General features: G+C 61.6%; 17 protein-coding genes. 8 read left to right on the top strand and 9 right to left on the bottom strand.

Annotation, left to right across the window (positions count from 1 at the left end; all coding sequences use genetic code 11):
- Window positions 1-25: 25 nt before the first annotated feature.
- Both proW and proV read right to left on the bottom strand, forming a co-directional pair.
- Window positions 26-1156 carry a glycine betaine/L-proline ABC transporter permease ProW gene (proW, locus tag JL474_RS10000; protein ID WP_203141971.1) on the bottom strand — a complete coding sequence of 377 codons (1131 nt, stop codon included), beginning with the start codon at window positions 1154-1156 and terminating at the stop codon, window positions 26-28.
- Window position 1157: 1 nt separating this feature from the next.
- A complete protein-coding gene (gene proV, locus JL474_RS09995) occupies window positions 1158-2348 on the bottom strand; it encodes a glycine betaine/L-proline ABC transporter ATP-binding protein ProV (RefSeq protein WP_123633626.1) in 1191 nt (396 codons plus the stop codon).
- 561 nt (window positions 2349-2909) lie between these two features.
- On the opposite strand from proV, the gene pdxH reads away from it, so the two are divergent.
- The 4 genes from pdxH to JL474_RS09975 all read left to right on the top strand — a co-directional run bounded on the left by pdxH (window position 2910) and on the right by JL474_RS09975 (window position 5041).
- Window positions 2910-3545 (top strand): pyridoxamine 5'-phosphate oxidase, encoded by a 636-nt coding sequence (gene pdxH, locus JL474_RS09990; protein WP_123633625.1) that lies wholly within the window; start codon window positions 2910-2912, stop codon window positions 3543-3545.
- 30 nt (window positions 3546-3575) lie between these two features.
- Window positions 3576-4193, top strand: coding sequence for a DNA-3-methyladenine glycosylase I (locus tag JL474_RS09985; protein WP_203141970.1), 618 nt, complete (start codon window positions 3576-3578; stop codon window positions 4191-4193).
- Between the two features lie 87 nt (window positions 4194-4280).
- Entirely contained in the window at window positions 4281-4583 is a 303-nt protein-coding gene (locus JL474_RS09980) for a DUF6482 family protein (protein WP_203141969.1), read from the top strand.
- A complete protein-coding gene (locus JL474_RS09975) occupies window positions 4580-5041 on the top strand; it encodes a DUF3429 domain-containing protein (protein ID WP_203141968.1) in 462 nt (153 codons plus the stop codon). Before JL474_RS09980 ends, JL474_RS09975 begins: the two co-directional genes overlap by 4 nt.
- 3 nt (window positions 5042-5044) lie before the next feature.
- Here the strand turns inward: JL474_RS09975 and JL474_RS09970 are convergent, their stop codons facing one another.
- The 7 genes from JL474_RS09970 to JL474_RS09940 all read right to left on the bottom strand — a co-directional run bounded on the left by JL474_RS09970 (window position 5045) and on the right by JL474_RS09940 (window position 13532).
- Window positions 5045-6112: a sigma-70 family RNA polymerase sigma factor gene (locus JL474_RS09970; protein WP_203141967.1), complete on the bottom strand. Its 1068-nt coding sequence runs from the start codon at window positions 6110-6112 to the stop codon at window positions 5045-5047.
- A gap of 248 nt (window positions 6113-6360) precedes the next feature.
- On the bottom strand, window positions 6361-7809 hold the full coding sequence (locus JL474_RS09965) for an aspartate kinase (RefSeq protein ID WP_123633620.1): 1449 nt from the start codon (window positions 7807-7809) through the stop codon (window positions 6361-6363).
- Window positions 7810-7968: 159 nt separating this feature from the next.
- The gene (gene ectB, locus JL474_RS09960; RefSeq protein ID WP_123633619.1) at window positions 7969-9237 is read right to left on the bottom strand and encodes a diaminobutyrate--2-oxoglutarate transaminase; all 1269 of its coding nucleotides are present in this window, start codon (window positions 9235-9237) and stop codon (window positions 7969-7971) included.
- 134 nt (window positions 9238-9371) lie between these two features.
- Window positions 9372-9893, bottom strand: coding sequence for a diaminobutyrate acetyltransferase (ectA, locus tag JL474_RS09955; protein WP_123633618.1), 522 nt, complete (start codon window positions 9891-9893; stop codon window positions 9372-9374).
- A gap of 253 nt (window positions 9894-10146) precedes the next feature.
- A complete protein-coding gene (locus JL474_RS09950; RefSeq protein WP_203141966.1) occupies window positions 10147-11103 on the bottom strand; it encodes a hypothetical protein in 957 nt (318 codons plus the stop codon).
- 1 nt (window position 11104) lies between these two features.
- Window positions 11105-12511, bottom strand: a complete 1407-nt coding sequence (locus JL474_RS09945; protein ID WP_203141965.1) for a sodium:solute symporter family transporter — start codon at window positions 12509-12511, stop codon at window positions 11105-11107.
- A 58-nt stretch (window positions 12512-12569) separates the two neighbouring features.
- Window positions 12570-13532 carry a radical SAM protein gene (locus JL474_RS09940; RefSeq protein ID WP_203141964.1) on the bottom strand — a complete coding sequence of 321 codons (963 nt, stop codon included), beginning with the start codon at window positions 13530-13532 and terminating at the stop codon, window positions 12570-12572.
- Between the two features lie 502 nt (window positions 13533-14034).
- Between JL474_RS09940 and JL474_RS09935 the strand changes: the two genes are divergently transcribed.
- From JL474_RS09935 to JL474_RS09920, 4 genes are all read left to right on the top strand, one after another.
- Window positions 14035-15060 (top strand): amino acid ABC transporter substrate-binding protein, encoded by a 1026-nt coding sequence (locus tag JL474_RS09935; protein WP_203141963.1) that lies wholly within the window; start codon window positions 14035-14037, stop codon window positions 15058-15060.
- A 95-nt stretch (window positions 15061-15155) separates the two neighbouring features.
- Window positions 15156-16343: an amino acid ABC transporter permease gene (locus JL474_RS09930; protein ID WP_203141962.1), complete on the top strand. Its 1188-nt coding sequence runs from the start codon at window positions 15156-15158 to the stop codon at window positions 16341-16343.
- Entirely contained in the window at window positions 16340-17425 is a 1086-nt protein-coding gene (locus tag JL474_RS09925) for an amino acid ABC transporter permease (RefSeq protein WP_123633612.1), read from the top strand. Before JL474_RS09930 ends, JL474_RS09925 begins: the two co-directional genes overlap by 4 nt.
- 96 nt (window positions 17426-17521) lie before the next feature.
- The gene (locus JL474_RS09920) at window positions 17522-18232 is read left to right on the top strand and encodes an amino acid ABC transporter ATP-binding protein (RefSeq protein ID WP_407944060.1); all 711 of its coding nucleotides are present in this window, start codon (window positions 17522-17524) and stop codon (window positions 18230-18232) included.
- The last annotated feature ends 21 nt before the right edge of the window (window positions 18233-18253 follow it).

Raw genomic sequence — 18253 nt, 5'->3', positions numbered from 1 at the left:
TCCTGCTTCGGGTTTAAAGCCTTGTTCAGGCTTCTTTCTTCTTTTTTATCAGTGAGTAGATCAGCCCCACGGGGCCTGATTCGTACCAGTGACGGGTCCCCCGATTCCGGGAGTCCTGGCCCAGTGCCTGGGTCATGCGATCCAGGATGATGGCCATGATGACAATGCCGATGCCGCCGACGGTGGCCAGGCCGATATCCAGCCGGCCGATGCCCCGCAGGACCATCAGCCCCAGGCCCGGAACGGCAATCATCGAGGCAATGACGACCATCGACAGGGCCAGCATCAGCGTCTGGTTCACGCCGGCCATGATCGTGGGCATCGCCAGCGGCAGCTGGACCTTGAACAACAGCTGACGGGAATTGGCGCCGAACGAACGGGACGCTTCCACCAGGTCCGACGGCACCTGCCGTATCCCCAGGTTGGTCAGCCGGATCACCGGTGCCACGGCAAAGATGATGGTGACGATGACGCCCGGCACGTTACCGATGCCGAACAGCATGACAATGGGCACCAGGTAGACGAACGCCGGAGTGGTCTGCATGGCGTCGAGAATCGGGCGAATGACGCGGGATACGGTGTCGCTCTTGGCCATCCAGATGCCGGACGGGATCCCGATGATCATGCAGAACAGCACGGAGGTGATCACCAGCGACAGGGTGGTCATAGCCTCGTGCCAGGCCCCGATGGCGCCCATGGCGGTCATGCCGACCATCGCCGCAATGGCCAGCCGGATGCCGGCCAGCTGCCAGGCCACCAGGCCGAAGAGGATGATCATGACCACCGGTGGCACGCTGAGCAGCGTCGAATCGAAGAAGCCGAGGGCCAGATCCACCGGCTGTTTGACCAGCTGGAAGAACACCCGGAAGTTGTCGACGATCCAGTCGATGCCGTGTTCGACGCCACCCTGGATGTCGAACCACTCGGTCTGGAACGGATGGGCCAGGGTGTTGTGGACCACGTCCACCTGGTCGGCGCCGTTCAACCAACTGGCACCGCCGTCGCCGCCGGCATCCGCGCCGCCACTGGCCGCACCCCAGGGATTGCTGGCATCGCCGCCGGAGCCCTGTTGTTGGGTCGCGTTGGCCCAGGGGTTGGCGCCGCCCGTGTCCTGGGGAGCGGTATCGCCTGTCTGTGAGGTGTTGTTATCCGCCATGTTATTCGCCCTCCCGATCCAGAGCCTGCAGCAACGCTGCTTTTGAAATGACACCCAGGTAGTGACCGTTCTCGTCGACGACCGCCAGGCCACAGGGGGCTTCGGCCACCGGTCCGATGACGTCGGTCAAGGGGGTGGAGGCGTTGATCGGATCAATATCGGGCAGCAGGGCATCGCTCACGCGCTGACCGTTCTTTTCCGCCGCCTGGAGGGAATCCAGCGACACCACGCCGTGATACACCTGGTCCGGGCTGACCACGTAGCCGAAGTCACGCTCGTTGTGGCGCAGGCGCTGCACGGCGGCCGGAATGCCGGCCCCTTCGCGCTCGATGACGGTCACCTGTTTCTTGGTGGCCACGTCCTTGGCGGAGAGCACGGTGGACACGTCGACGCCCCGGAAGAAGGAGCGCACGTAATCGTCGGCCGGGTTCTTGAGAATCTCGTCAGGTGTACCGACCTGGACCACGCGACCGCCTTCCATGATGGCGATGCGATCGCCGATACGCATGGCTTCGTCCAGGTCGTGGGAAATGAAGATGACCGTGCGCTTGGAGTCCTTCTGCAGCTTGACGAGTTCGTCCTGCATTTCGGTCCGGATCAGGGGATCCAGCGCCGAGAAGGCCTCGTCCATCAGCATGATCTCGGGATCATTGGCCAGCGCCCGGGCCAGGCCGACGCGCTGCTGCATGCCGCCGGACAGCTCGTCCGGATAGCTGCGGGCGTTGGCCTCGAGACCGACCTGCGCCAGCGCCGCCCGGGCCCGCTTGTGGCGCTCGTCCCGCGGCACACCGGACAACTCCAGGCCAAACGCGGCGTTGTCGATCACGTTCATGTGGGGCATGAGGGCGAAGGACTGGAACACCATGCTCATCTTCTTGCGGCGCAGTTCGTTGAGCTCGGTTTCCGAGAGAGAGGAGATGTTCTGGTCGCCGACCCAGACCTCACCGTCGGTGGGCTCGATCAGGCGATTAAGCAGACGTACCAGGGTGGATTTGCCGGAACCGGAAAGCCCCATGATGACGAAGATCTCCCCTTCGTAGATCTCGAAGGAGGCATCCATGACGCCGAGGGTCATACCCGTTTGTTTGAAGATGTCGGCCTTGCCAACGCCCTGTCTGACCAGGGCCATTGCCTCTTCCGGGTTATCTCCGAAGACCTTGAAGAGGTGTTTGATAACAACTTTTGGTTTCATTCAGGTGGTCCTGCGAGGCTCGCGGCCTTCTACCCCATGATTTATTCAGTATAGTAAAAATTTGAAATCCCACTCATACACGCGCCTTCCTTCCCTGGCAAAACTGTTCTGCACGCTACCAAAGCCTAAAATCAAAGGCTAGAACGGTGCGTCGGTTCGACATACATAACAGATTAGGCAATTCCCGCTCCATTATCCGGCCCCGAAAAACCTTTGGCATCTAAATAATGACCTGGATCAAGTTGGGTGGCAGGCTGATGCGACGATCGCGACATACCATCAGGCCACACATCGCCGTATCATGAGGGCCCGCAACGCATCGCCGGGTGTCGTTCGGGGTTGTAGGGCCGATTCCGATCGTGCCGGGCCCCGGGAAGCTTCCAGTTCCGGAAAGGAGCAACGGCCATGCCAGCCAATCGCGGCGTGGCGGGGCGTGAACCGGTGGTGGCCGTCAGCGCGTATGTTTCAGGCGGACGTCAGCCGCCTGCATCCGCCGGTGGTGCGGTGATCGAATGTATGGGTAGCAGGCCTGGGCGAGACAGGTCGCGATGGGACGACATTATGGATATCAGTGACATGCGCCGGGATTTCGAGTCCGAGGGGCTCGATCGTGATCAACTGGATGCGGATCCGGTGCGCCAGTTTGAAACCTGGTTCAACCATGCCCGGGAAGCGGGCGTGCTGGAGCCCAATGCACTGTCATTGAGCACCGTTGGTGCCAACGGGCAGCCCGGCCTGAGGACGGTATTGCTGAAGTATTTCGACGGTGCCGGCTTTGTGTTCTACACCAATTACGGGAGCCGCAAGGCTCACGAATTGGCCGAGAATCCACGCGCGGCCATGTTGTTCCCCTGGCTGGCCCTGAATCGCCAGGTGATCATACAGGGCGCGGTGGAGAAGGTCAGCAAGACCGAGTCGTTGCGCTATTTTTCATCCCGGCCACGGGGCAGCCAGATCGGTGCGTGGGTGTCCGAACAGAGCCAGGCCATCACCTCGCGCGGGCTGCTGGAGCAGAAAGTCGCAGAGATGAAGCAGCGTTTCCAGAAGGGTGAGGTGCCGTTGCCGTCGTTCTGGGGGGGCTACCGTCTGGTCCCTGAGCGGTTTGAATTCTGGCAGGGCCGGCCCAGCCGACTGCACGACCGCTTCGAATACGTGCGTGACGACGGCCATTGGCGCATTCAGCGGCTGCAACCGTAGCCAGAACAAAACTGTTGGGAAGGAGTCGGTATGGACGCAGACAACCGCTGTGGCTGGTGTGGCACGGACCCGCTCTACGTCGATTATCACGACAACGTGTGGGGGCGCCCGGTCTCCGATGATCGGGAGCTGTTCGCCAAGCTCTGCCTCGATGGCCAGCAGGCCGGCCTGAGCTGGATCACCATCCTGCGCAAACAGGGCAACTACGAGGCGGCGTTCGACGACTTCGACCCGGAGAAGATCGCCCGCTACGACGACGCCCGCATTGCCGAGCTGCTGCAGGATCCCGGTATTGTCCGCAACCGGCTCAAGGTGCAGTCCATCGTCAAGAACGCCCGGGCCTTTTTGGCATTTCCCGAGCAGGGCCAGTCGTTTTCCGAGTTCCTCTGGTCGTTCGTGGACTACCGACCCATTCAGGGCGCCTGGCGCGAGCTGTCCGACGTGCCGGCCACGACGCCGGAAGCCGAGGCGCTTTCCAGGGCCCTCAAGAAACGCGGGTTCACGTTCGTCGGGCCCACCATTGTCTACGCGTTCATGCAGGCCGTGGGCATGGTGAACGACCACCTCTGGCACTGTCCCCAGCATCCGGTCTGTGCCGAACTGGCCGGCGACGCGTCATTTCCCCGACCGGATTCGTCGGCCGTCTGATCCTATCCCGCCGGTCCGGCGTATGTCTTCGCAGGTTTTACACGCAACGCCGGGTGCAGCTTGTCTGGCCCGATGGAGGGTATAAACGTGCGTATCACGCTGGAGGAACTCAGGCAGCGGGGCAACCCGCAGATCGATCTGCTTGAGCTGTTATCCCTCGAAGGTCAGTTCTACATGGCGAGACTGCATCTGGAAGACGGTATGCAGGTGCTGTCCGACGACCAGGGCAAGACGCGTCTTCTCAAGAGTGCCTGGCAGGCGCAGGATCTGCTGGGTTCGTTCGATGTGAAGCGCACGGAAGTCGTTCATGCCTCCGCCTATGACGAGATGGTGGGGCTGAACGCCCCCGCCGAGCCAATGCGCATTCGCGTGCAGGACCGCCGCTCATGATTGCGGTTGCTCGACTGGCCACCGCCATCGGACTTGCCGGTCTGGTGCCGTTCATCTTCGGGGCACTGGCGATCATCCTCTGGCCGGTCGCTGAAGCGTTGTGTGTGAAACTGTTCTACATCTACAGCGCCGGCGTATTGGCGTTCATGGCCGGCGTCTACTGGCCGATCGCCCTGCAGCTGGAGCAGCGCTGTTTTCCCTTGTCCCCCATCTGGACGCTGGTGATCAGCCAGCTGTTCTTCCTCACCGCCGGTCTGGCTTTGTTGCTGCCACTGACGGCACAAACCGTGGTCTATCCCCTGGCCTACCTGATCCTCTACATCGTGGATGTGCGCTGGATGCGCCTGTATTGGCCGGGGTGGTACCGTCGGCTACGCATGGTGCTCACCCTGGTGGCGTGCCTGTGCCAGATCCTGGCTGCCGTGTGGCTGCTGGCGGCGCCGACGGTCAGCGCCTGAGCTTCAGTTGCCAGCCAGGCTGGCCAGATTGGCGTACTGGGACCGCAGCTTGGCCAGCGCACCCTTCTCGATTTGACGAACCCGCTCGCGGCTGATGCCCAGATGCTCGGAGATGCTTTGCAGCGTTTCCGGCTCGGGCAGCCCCAGGCCAAAGCGGCGGCACAGGATGTCCCGCTCCCGGTCCGTCAGGTTGGACAGGATATCATCCATCAGACGTTGCTGATCGCGAGGCACCAGCGCCAGGTCCGGCTGGGTGTGGTGGGCTTCCGACGCCAGTGCGTCGCCCAGGCGGATATCCTCGCTGTCACTGAGCGGCGTCTCCGTGGACACTTCCGGCACGGACAGCCCGCGCAATTCTTCGACCCGTTCCGGCGTGGTATCCAGGTGGCTGGCCAGCTCCCGGGCCGACGGCGCCTGACCGGAGGCCTGTTGCAGCTTGTGGGTGGCGGCCTGCAGGGCGCGGATCTCATCCACCACCTGTTCCGGCGTGCGCACGATGCGACGCCCGCGCTTGAGGCTGCGCCGGATCTCCTCACTGATCCACCAGTAGGCGTAGGTGGAGAAGCGGAAGCCCTTGTCCGGGGCGAAGCGTTCCACCGCCTTGATCAGACCGATGTTGCCGTCCTGGATCAGGTCCGTCAGCGGTATTCCGCGGTTGGCATGGCGTCGGGCCAGGTGGACCGCCAGTCGCAGGTTGCTCTCGATCAGGGTGCGGCGGCAGGCCAGCGCCAGACGAACCGCCCGACGCGCGTGGGGGGATCTGAAATCCGCTTCGCTGTGGCCATCCAGCACATCACGTAATGTGCGTGGCGTTCCGGGAGGCAGCTGACGATGGGTTTCCAGGACGCGCAAGGCCCGATTGAGTCGGGTGCTCAGCCGGCGCTCGGCGCGTTCCCCCAGCAGGGAATGATGGGCGGCATCGCGGAAATAATGGGAGATCAGCGACAGGCTGTCGCCGCCGCTGTCGGACGCCGGCAGCGCCTCGGGCGCGCGGGCCGGTTGTTCCGCGAAGTCCAGGTCGTCAGTGTGTTCCGCCGATACGGGGCGGTCGGGCCAACGGGTATCTCGCATCGTCTGAGGGTTCCGGTTGGAATGTACCCGTATGTACGACGATCGTGAGCCGGCGGATTGAACCGAAGAGACAGGAAGCGGCGGGATGGACGCAGTCGCAAAAGGTGATCGGAACCGCCCGAAATTCGCAGTTCAGGCGGCCCGATCAGGAGGCAAGACATCCTCCATTACCGGAGCCAGGGCGACCGTTCCCGGCCCCGATAATTCTGTCAGCCCAAGGCGGGCCCGTTGTCGGGTCCCGGGGCTCTTCAGCCGACCGCTGCAACGATGGCGTATTCGTGGTTATGCGGCTCGATGAGGGTGGCGTGCAACTTGGCGATCGCCTTCTCGTAATGGTCCTCGTCGATGATGAACTGCATATCCACCTGACGCATGCACTGGTGCAGCGCGACGATGCTGATTTCCTCTTCCGCCAGGGCGGTCACGGTCTTGGCCAGGATGCCCGGCACCTGCATGTCGCTGCCGATGGCCGAGACCACCGCCAGCTTGCGGGTGGCGATTTCCGCGTTGGGGAATTCATCCTGCAGGGCGCGAACCACACGCTTGACGTGCTTGAGGGTGCTGTCCACGTAGTGCGTGATCGTATTGGCGTTGGTGTCCTTGGTGACACAACGCACCTTGAAGCGGCTCAGCACGTCCAGGATGCGGCGGTCGGAACCCGGATCGCCCTGCATGTCCTGGTCGAACACTTCGATCGCAAACACACCCTTGCGGCCGGCGATGATTTCCACCTGCGGCTTCTCGCTGATGTAGTCGCGGGTGATCAGCGTCCCGGTGTGCTCCGGCTCGAAGGTGTTCTTCACCCGCAGCGGGATGTCGTTCTGGCGCAGGCCTTTACCGGCCCGGGGGTGAATCGCTTCCATCCCCAGGTTGGCCAGCTGGTCGGCCACGTCGTAGTTGGTGCGACCGATCGGAACGACCTTGTCCTCGCCGACGATCTTGGGATCGGCGGAACTCAGGTGATATTCCTTGTGGATTACCGCTTCGGCGGATTCCGTGATGACCGCAATGCGGCTGAAGGTCATCTCGCTGTAGCCGCGGTCGAAGGTCCGCATGAGGCCTTCCTCGCACTGGGCGTAGCCGGTACAGATGGGCAGCTCGCGGCTCAGGTCGACATTGTCGAACGCCTGCTTCAGCTTCTCGTCCAGCGGCAGCAGTTCGTTGTCGCGCCAGCCGGTCAGGTCGACGAAACGGGCATTGATGCCTTCGGCCTGCAGCTTCAGTGCCGTGTTAAAGGCGCTGTGGGCCTCGCCGATGCCGGCCAGCATTTCGCGCACGGTCAGCAGGTGCTCTTCCAGCTGGAACTGGCCGTAGGAGCACAGGCGCTGGAGGTCGATCAGGCAGCCGCGGACGCCTTCGATGCGGTCCACGATAAACTGGTCGGCCTGCTGCTTGAGCATCGGGTCATCGAACAGTTCGCCGTTGAAGTCGGTCAGGAACTGGGTCAGCTTGCTGAGGTCGTCGCCCCAGGCCCAGTCGGATTCGGCGTCGGCAAACAGGGCGTACACGCCCGGCTCACCGGTCTTCTTGTGCTCCAGCAGCTCATCGGTCACGCCGCCGTAGGCGGAAACCACGAAAATACGCTGGTAGAGGTCGTCGGCGCTGCGATCACCGACAATGATGTTGTCACGTACGGCTTGGTAGTCGCTCATGGACGTACCGCCGATTTTTTCTACAGTGTGCTGTTGGCTAGTCATGATTCTGATCTTCGGTCGCTTCTGAATGGGCGCCGGGAGTGTTAAAGCGGGAGGGCCGTCGCGCCTGACGGCGTCCCGGCCGGAGGCGGCCCTCCCGAGGGATGACAAGGCGCGCCTACACGCGCCTGCCGTCCCTCTCGGCTTCCTGCACTGCCTGGATCAGGAGGCTTCGCTCATGTCTTCCTTCATGATCTCTTCCACGCTTTCCTTCAGCAGGGACAGACCTTTTTGCAGGTCTTCCTCACTGATGGTAAGCGGCATCAGGCACTTGACGACTTCGTCGTCCGGACCTGCGGTTTCGATAATCAGGTCTTTCTTGAAGGCGCGGGCCGAAATCTTGCCGGCCAGGTCGCCGTCACGACAGGCGATGCCCTGCATCATGCCACGGCCCTTGAGCTTGAACTCGCCCTTGAATTCGTCGGCGATCGCTTTCAGGCCAGCGTTCAGGATGCCTGCCTTTTTCTTCACCTCATCGGCGAAGCTGTTGTCTTTCCAGTAGGTCTCCAGCGCCGCCTTGGCGGTGGCGAAGGCCATGTTGTTGCCGCGGAACGTGCCGTTGTGCTCACCGGAGGTCCACACGTCCAGTTCACGCTTGAACAGCACCAGGGCCATCGGCAGACCGTAGGCACTCAGGGACTTGGACACCGTCACGATATCCGGCTTGATGCCTGCGAATTCAAAGCTGAAGAACTCGCCGGTACGACCGTTACCCGCCTGGATGTCGTCAACGATCAGCAGGATGTCGTGCTTGCGGCACAGCTTCTCGAGCTTCTGCAGCCACTCGGCGCTGGCCGCGTTCAGACCACCCTCGCCCTGTACCGCTTCGACAATCACAGCGGCCGGCAGTTCGATACCGGAAGAACCGTCGCTCAGCATCTTGTCCATCACGGCGATGGTATCAACGTCGTCGCCCAGGTAGCCGTCGTACGGCATGAAGTTCACGCCGCCCAGCGGAACGCCGGCACCGCCACGGTGGTGCTTGTTACCGGTGGCCGCAACCGCGCCCAGGGACACGCCGTGGAAACCGTTGGTGAAGGAGATGATGGTGTCACGCCCCTTCACCTTGCGCGCCAGCTTCAGCGCCGCCTCGACACAGTTGGTGCCGGTCGGGCCGGTGAACTGCATCTTGTAGTCCAGGCCGCGCGGCTCAAGGATGTACTGCTTGTACGCTTCCATGAAGTCGTGCTTGGCCGTCGTGAACATATCAAGACCCTGGCTGACGCCGTCGTTCTCAATGTACTCCAACAGGGCCTTCTTCAGGATATCGTTGTTGTGACCATAGTTCAGCGAGCCCGCGCCTGCGAGGAAGTCGAGGTAGGCTTTGCCGTCCTCGGTGTACAGGTGTGCGTTCTTGGCCCGGTTGAAGATCACCGGGAAAGCACGTGAATAAACGCGGACTTCGGATTCGGTCGTCTTGAAAAGTTCCATTGTCTTGCCTCTTAGCATGTCAGGTTCGAGGTGAATGCAACGCCGGTCGCGTGTGCTCGGTCGCCCAGGGGACACGGCGCTGCGGGGAATACCGCCCCGGCAGGCCCAGCCTGCCGGAGGCGTCGGCGCGCTTCCTAGCCGTTTACAGGCTGGGTGAAGGGGCCGATACGGAGCAGGAATTCTGAGTCGTGATGGCCGCCAAAGTGGGCCTCCTTCTCAAAATGCTCGGTATAGGTGAGCTCAGCACCGAGATCACGGGCGAACGAGCGGAACAGCGCCCAGGACGCTTCGTTGTCTGCGGTGATCGTGGTCTCGAGATGAGATACGTTCTTGCACGCATCCCGGCTCACGATGGCCTTGAGCATCCGCTTTGCCAGACCCTGGCCGCGTCCCTTTTCATGGACGGCGACCTGCCAGACAAAGACGGTCTCAGGCTGCTGAGGAGGAATATAGCCGGAGATAAAGCCAACCAGATCGCCATCCTTTTCGGCAGCGACGCCGGTTTCGGCGAAGTGGCTGCATTGCAGCAGGTTGCAGTAAATCGAATTCGGATCCAGCGGCGGACACTCAGCCACCAACTGGTGGAGCCGGAAGCCATCATCCTTGTTTGGAGTACGAAGGGTGATGGCGGTTGTATTCGAACCTTCAGTGGTCATAACGGTGTTGGGCACTCAGTCATTTAGAGTTGAATTCATTCGAAAGGGCTTAAACGCCTGTTGATGCCGCGCAAGGGCCTTCCGATCGCCTATAAGCCGCTGAAATAGAACCAGTAATGGCGGCTCGGCGCTAATCTTTAGAGTTGTAATTATATAGACCTCGAAAGAAAAATCAAACCGGGACGGGTTGCCAACAGCGACAGTTGCAACCGGAAAACGGGCGTAATCCCAATGCTGGCAAGGGCTTGGCCGGCTAAAGATTGATCTGCTCAGGCCGCAATGCCGTCCCCTCAAGGATGCGCCGTCTGTATGACAGATTGGCGTCGGTGCCTTCCGGCCACCAGGTCGAGAATCGGTTCATCCACGGATCGAAGGGAAAGGCCACCGGCAGCAGGGAGAGCGCCAAGGGGCCCTGTATGACCTGCGCCACCGGTTGGGTACACGGTGCAAGATTCGCCGGCGCGATGCGTGTGATCAAACCGCGCGTGTCCTGTTGGAAGTTACCCATGCCGGCCGCACCGTTGTTGATGACGGTGCGTGTTCCGCCGTCCTCGACAGACCGTTGCCACAGTGCGGGCAGGCAGGTGTGGGTACCGGCGAAAACATCGGCGCCGGTGAGCCTGAACCAGTCCGCAACCCGGGCACCGTGATCCGGGCGCGCGAGGTTTTCATGGGCCAGTCCCCAGCCGGCCAGGGATTCCGGGTCGCCATGCAGAATCAGCAGGCTCTGGCCGGCCATCTCGTAACAGCGCCAGCGGGGTGCCGCCGCGAGTCGTGCTTGCAGGTCGGGAAAACGGGCCGCTACGGATTGCAGGCGCGCCATGATGCGGTTGGAGCGTTCCACTACGTCCTGGTCGACAAAGTCCGGATAGGCGCAACCGCAACCCGCCTCCGGGCTGGGATGCGCCAGCTCGTACTCCACGTTGCCGAGGATCACGTCGTGATTCAGGACGCGTTCGTTCAGGCGGGCAAACGTCTCGGGGTCGGCGTTGAACCAGTTGAAGTCGCCATTGAACACCAGCCGCACCCGGTAACCGGCCGCCTGTTCCTCGGCGGCCATCCGCTCAAGGGTGTCCAGCGCCTCCGGATTGCCGTAAAGCCCGCCAATCACATAAAGCACATCCGCATCGACCGGCTGCGGGTCGGCGCACAATGGCTCGGGCCGATACCGGTAATGGATCGGGCAACTCCGGCCGGGCGCCTCCGTCATGTCATGAGACTCCGCTGGAGACCGGCGTGCGGCCCAGCAGTCGCTGCACCAGGATTGGCAGGAAGAATCCGGCGGTGCAGATCAGGATGCCCCAGGCATTAACCCCCAACAGCGCCGCGTACTGGCCGTTGCCGATGGACCAGCTCTCCGGGATCAGCCCCAGGGCGAGGCCCAGGCCCAGCGCGATGCCGGTCCAGAAACTGAGGTGGAAACTCCAGGGTGACCAGCGGGTGAAGCCATAGAACAGGAACACCGGTGCCAGGCCCATCACCATGGTGCCGGAGATGGTGGTCGCCTTGAGGATGTCGGTGCCGGCAAACATCGGCAGGTTGCCGAGAATCGCGAAGGCCACCATGACCACCGCGCCCACGCGCATGTTGGGCAGCCGGTCGGCGGAACGCTTCACCAACTGTGGCAAATCTACGGCAATGGACTTGGACAACGACGTAAAGGTGGAGTCCAGGGTCGAGCCGGCGGACGTCATCATCACCACACTCATAAAGAACAGGGCGGTCAGACCGGCGGCAGCGCCCACCGCGGCGGGGGCGTTACCGTTGGCGGCAATGCCGTGCAGCTGGGCATGAACGCCCACCAGGCTGAAGACAAAGACCGCCACAAACCCCAGCAACCCGGCGACGACAAAGCTCTTCAGCATGGTCTTTTCCTTGTTCACGAAGCCGCGGTCGGTCAGCACCGGATCGTGGAAGGGATAGCTGAAGATCTGCAGTCCGGCCACCAGCAACAGATCGGCGCCGGCGTCGAGTTTGAATTCGCCGGTGGTCAGCAGGGTGCCCGTATCGTTGGCGGGAACGATCAGGAACAGCACCGCCGCGACGAAGAACACGAACAGGATCGCCTGGATCACGTCGGTAAAGATGGAGCTGCGCAGACCACCCTTGAGGCTGTAGGCCAAGGTAAAGGCGGTAAACAGCATGGCCGCGGCGTAGTAGGCGGTATCGCCGGGCAGTCCAAAGTAACCGCCCACCACGGCGGTGTTACTCCAGACTTCGTTATAGAGGCGAATCAGGATGGCGGCGGCAAAGCTGACCGCAGCCAGACGGCCGAAGCGCGAGGTCAGGAATTCCTGCAGACTGCGGGCGCCGGTCTGGGTGCGGATCAGGTAGATGATGTAGCCGGCGACGGGAATGGACAGCCAGTAAGTGGCGTACGCCAGGCCGCCGACCACGCCGTAAGCCGCCCCCAGGTTGGCGGCGTTGGTCACCGACTTGGCGAAGATCCAGCTGATGAAGATGCTGGCGGTCAGCGACCACTGACTCACGGGGTTGCCCCGATCGTCCGCCCCTTTATAGAAGGACGCGGCATTCCGGCTGCGAGGAGACAGCGCGTACATGATGATCCCGTAGACCAGCAGGAAGCCCCAGAACAGGCCCGCTTCAGCAAACGACATGGGTGACAGGTTCCTTGTTTAATGGTTGTTCATCGGGCCCGAGTGTCGCCCGCTGGTTTCAGGCCGGGGCGCTGCAGCTGGCGCCGAAACGGTAGCAGGCAAAACAGCGGTGATGTCGCAGCATGATGCGCGTGTCCATGCTTTCCCGCAGGCTGCCGCCCAGGTCGTAGTCCGGATCGTCATCCACCAGCGTGCAGGCATAGACCCGGACCTGATCGCCCTGCTTCACCAGCATCCGCGTGTAGGTGCACATAAAATGGGACCGGCTCTCCCGGGTCGGGTATTTCTCCATGCAGGTTTCGGTGATTTCGGGGCTGCCGTCTTCGGCGCCCGGTGTGCCGAAATCCGGAAACGCCGTGAAGGCGAGATCCTCGGGAATGCCGGCCTCCCGGAAAATGGCACGGAAGGCCGCTTCCACCTGCTCCGGGTCTTCGTTGGCGTCGGACTGACGGGCAATCGAGACCGTAAAGCCGTTTTCATGCAGCCAGCGGATGCCTTCCAGCGCCTTGTCGAAACTGCCCTCGCCCCGGTCCACGTCGTGCCGGGCCCGGTCCGGGAAATCGAGGCTGACGCGGAAACGGATCGGATACGGATTGTCCCGCAAGGGCAACAGTTGATGGGTGCGTTTGAGCAGTGGATCGGTGGCGTTGGTCAGCACGAAACAGGGCCGGTGCTGGCTGGCGTAGTCCAGGATATTGACGAAGTCGCGAATGACGAACGGCTCACCGCCGGTAAAGGAAAACTGCTCGACGCCCATGTCCAGCGCCTCGTGGATAAACGGGCGTACGTCGTCCAGGGTCATGCCGGGAATGCGGCCGTCGCCGGGATGCGAACCTTCCAGGCAGAACGGGCAGGCCAGGTTGCAGGCGGTGCCGGTGTGGATCCACAGCTCGGTCAGTTGGTCCGCGTCGATGTAGCCGCGCGGATCGCCGTTCCGGGTGTGGGTCCAGCTGTCTGGATGACGCGGCGAAATCAGCTCCGTGGCAGGAATGCGTTGAGCGGTGCCGGCAAGTATGGTCATGGTGTCTCCGTCATTGGCGGCGAGGATGATTGGATGGTGTCCACTATGGACCCCGCCTCGCACGCTAAAGTCACAAAGTTATAACGATTTCATCGCAGACCGGGCGCCCCTGTCCACGGGAAACGTTGGAGTATGCAGCATTTACGTCGGAAAGCCGGGGCAGGATGCATGGAGCCGATCTCGCATCGCAGGGGTGAGTCGATCGGACGGCCGCCATGGCGGGCCGGAACAGGCGGGCGTCGGCTTTCGACCAATGTTTATGTCACCAATTCGGTGCAATCCTGATTTTTCTCCTATCCTATATTCAGACCGCCAACGAGCCGGCACCGATTCTGTGCGCACTATTGTGAGGCAGAAATCGCCGGATGCGGTCCGATAGAGCAGTGGTTTTGCGCGATAGCGTCGAACAACGACAACAAAATCAACAACCTGCAAAGCTTGGCTTGGGCCTTGCTGATGCGGGGTTGCTATGCACACAACCGATTTTCGGAGACAACTCATAATGAAAAAACTGATCACACTCGCTGCGGGAACGGCTACGCTGTTGGGCACTCTGATGGCGAGCAACGCCATGGCAGCGACAACGCTGGAAGCTGTCAAGAACAAAGGCCACCTTCAGTGTGGTGTCACCAATGGTCTGCCCGGCTTCTCACAGCCCGATGAAAAGGGCCACTGGACCGGCATCGACGTCGATACCTGCCGTGCGATCGCGGCGGCCATTTTTGGCAAAGGGGATGCGGTTCAGTTCACACCGCTGACGGCAAAGGAGCGTTTCACCGCGCTGCAGTCTGGCGAGATTGACGTGCTCTCCCGTAACACCACCTGGACCCTGACCCGTGACGCCTCCCTGGGTCTGAACTTCACCGGCACCAACTACTACGACGGTCAGGGCTTCCTGATCAAGAAAGACATCGGCGTGACCGATGCCAAGGAGCTGAACGGAGCCACCGTCTGTATCCAGGCCGGGACCACCACCGAGCTGAACCTGGCGGACTACTTCCGTGCCAACGACATGGAATTCAAGCCGATCGTATTCGATACCTCCGAGCAGACGGTTCAGGGCTTCGCCGCCGGTCGCTGTGACGTATTGACCTCCGACCGTTCACAGCTGGCGGCCCTGCGCTCCAAGCTGGCGGATCCGTCCAGTGCCGTTATCCTGCCGAACACCATTTCCAAGGAGCCGCTGGGCCCGGTGGTGCGTCAGGGTGACGACCAGTGGTTCAACATCGTGAAGTGGGTGCTGTTCGCGCAGATCAACGCCGAGGAACTGGGCATCACCTCCGAGAATGTTGAAGACATGAAAAAGTCCGACAACCCGAACATCCAGCGTCTGCTGGGAACCGACGGTGACATGGGCGAGAAGCTGGGCCTGCCGGCTGACTTCGGCTACAAGGTCATCAAGGAAGTGGGTAACTACGGTGAAATGTACAACCGTAACGTCGGACCGGGTACGCCCCTGGATCTGGACCGTGGTCTGAACGCGCTGTGGACCGAAGGCGGCATCATGTACGCGCCGCCGATGCGGTAAATCCTGAGAGCAGCTGTGAAGCCGGCAGGGTGCGTCCCTGCCGGTTTTGCCGTGAATGACGTTTTATTCCCTCCAGTTGCTTTCCGGGATTGTCCATGAACGATAATAATCCGCCTCTACAACCGTCTCGCAGCAAACCGTGGAACGACCCGCGGGTGCGCGCGATTTTCTTCCAGGTCGTGGCGCTCGCCGCGATCGCCTGGTCCGGCTGGACACTGATCGAAAACACGCTCGCCAATATGGAGAGCCGCGGGATCAGCACGGGGTTTGGCTTCCTCGACCAGTCCGCCGGCTTCGGCATTATCATGAGCCTGATTCCCTACGACGCGACCTATAGCTATGGCCGCACGTTCTTTGTCGGGCTGCTCAATACCTTGTTGGTCTCAGCCATGGGCATCGTGGCGGCCACCATACTCGGTTTCATCATCGGCGTGGCCCGCCTCTCCAGTAACTGGCTGATCGCCAAGCTGTCGCTGGCCTACATCGAGATCATCCGCAACATTCCCATCCTGCTGCAGATTTTCTTCTGGTATTTCGCCGTGTTGCGCAGCCTGCCGACACCACGCCAGAGCGTGGATGTGGGTGGCGTGTTCTTCCTCAATAACCGCGGGCTCTACCTGCCCGATCCGATCGCGCAACCCGGGTTTGGCTGGGTTGAGGCTGCGCTGGTCATTGCCATCGTGGCGGTCGTGATCATCAAGCGCTGGGCCAAGAAGCGCCAGTTGGCCACCGGGGAGATCTTCCCGACGGTCAAGGTCGGCATCAGCATCCTGATCGGTCTGCCGCTGCTGGCGTACCTGGCGACCGGTGGGCCCATTGAGTGGGATATTCCGGCGTTGAAGGGCTTCAACTTCGGCGGTGGCATCACGCTGATTCCCGAGCTGGCGGCCCTGTGGGTGGCCCTGACGCTGTTCACCGCGGCCTTTATCGCGGAGATCGTGCGGTCCGGGATCCTGTCCGTCAGCAAGGGACAGACCGAAGCCGCCCGCGCGCTGGGCCTTCACAACGGCCTGACCTTGCGTCTGGTGGTGATTCCCCAGGCCATGCGGGTGATCATTCCGCCGCTGACCAGTCAGTACCTGAACCTGTTCAAGAACTCGTCGCTAGCGACGGCCATCGGCTATCCCGATCTCGTGTCGGTCTTCATGGGCACGACGCTCAACCAGACCGGTCAGGCCGTGGAAGTGGTGGCCATGACCATGGCGGTGTACCTCACGGTCAGTCTGCTGATCTCCTTCTTCATGAACCTGTACAACCGCGCCGCTGCGCTTAAGGAGAGATGATGAGCGAATCAATGGCACCTCCCAAGCGCGCGTTTGCGCCCGTGCAGTGGATGCGGGATAACCTGTTCAACACCTGGTACAACATCCTGTTGACCGTGGTGGTTGTCTACATGATCGGCACCAGCATCGGCCCGCTGCTGAACTGGCTGTTCCTGGACGCTACGTTCACCGGCGCCGATCCCAAGGATTGTGTGGGCGATGGCGCCTGCTGGCTGTTTATCAACCAGCGGTTGAACTTCTTCATGTATGGCTTCTACCCGGATGCCCAGCAGTGGCGGGTGGACATCATGTTTTTCCTGCTGGCGGTGGCCTTTGTGCCCCAGTTCATCGAGCGCTTCCCGGCGCGGCGCTGGCTGGGCATCTTCGGCATGACCGGCTTGCCGATCATCGGTTACATCCTGATTCCCGGTGGCTGGTTCGGGCTGGAAGAAGTCCAGAGCAACAAGTGGGGCGGGTTGATGCTGACGCTGATCCTGGCCTACGTCGGCATCATTGGTTCGTTGCCGCTGGGGATCATCCTGGCGCTGGGCCGGCGCTCCGAAATGCCGGTAATCCGGGGCTTCTGCGTCATCTTCATTGAAGTCTGGCGGGCGGTACCACTGATCACCGTGCTGTTCATGGCGTCGGTGATGCTGCCGCTGTTCCTGCCTGAAGGCATGAACTTCGAGAAGCTGTTGCGGGCGCTGATCGGGATCACCCTGTGGCAGTCGGCCTACATGGCGGAAGTCATCCGCGGCGGTCTGCAGGCGATTCCCCGTGGTCAGTACGAGGCCGGCAGTGCGCTGGGTCTGGGCTACTGGCGCAAGATGCGGCTGATTATCCTGCCGCAGGCACTGACGCTGGTCATCCCGGGCATCGTTAACACGTTTATCGGCTTGTTCATGGACACCACGCTGGTGTTGATCATCGGCCTGTTCGATATTCTGGGAACGGTGCAGTCCACGATCACCGACCCCGCGTGGCAGAACGTCGCGATCGAAGGCTATGTCTTCGTTGCCTTCTGTTTCTGGGTGTTCTGTTTTGGCATGTCGCGCTACAGCCAGAACCTGGAACGCAAGCTGGATACCGGTCACAAGACCTGATGGATAGATAACATGACTGAACAAATGCAATCCGAGCAGGGCCAGACGGTCGTTGATTCCGCCAAGGCGGACAAAACCATCATTCACGTGGAAGCCATGCACAAGTGGTACGGCAGCTTCCACGTGCTGAAGAACCTCAACCTGGATGTGGCCCAGGGCGAACGGATCGTGATCTGCGGGCCGTCCGGGTCCGGCAAGTCCACGTTCATTCGCTGCATCAACCGGCTGGAAGAGCACCAGCAGGGCAAGATCGTGGTGGACGGTGTCGAGCTCACCGACGACGTCCGCCATATCGACAGCGTGCGCAAGGAAGTGGGCATGGTGTTCCAGCACTTCAACCTGTTCCCGCACATGACGGTACTGGAGAACTGCTGCGTGGCGCCGATCTGGGTGCGCAAGACCCCGCGCAAGGAAGCGGAAGCGACCGCGATGGAGTACCTCAAGCGGGTCAAGATCCCGGACCAGGCCAACAAGTACCCGGGCCAGCTCTCCGGCGGTCAGCAGCAGCGGGTGGCGATCGCCCGGGCACTGTGCATGAAACCCAAGATCATGCTGTTTGACGAACCGACGTCGGCGCTGGATCCGGAGATGATCAAGGAAGTGCTCGACACCATGATCGAACTGGCGTCCAGCGGTATGACCATGCTCTGCGTGACCCACGAGATGGGCTTCGCCAAGACCGTGGCCGACCGGGTGATCTTCATGGATGGCGGTGAAATCGTGGAATCAGCACCGCCCCACGATTTCTTCGACAACCCGCAGGAACCCCGCACCCAGCAGTTCCTCAAGCAGATCCTGCACCACTGATCTGCCCGTTATCGACTTTCC

It is taken from the genome of Marinobacter mangrovi, from assembly GCF_016798325.1.
In the GTDB taxonomy this organism is placed as follows: domain Bacteria; phylum Pseudomonadota; class Gammaproteobacteria; order Pseudomonadales; family Oleiphilaceae; genus Marinobacter_A; species Marinobacter_A mangrovi.
This window is presented reverse-complemented; position numbering and strand designations above follow the sequence as displayed.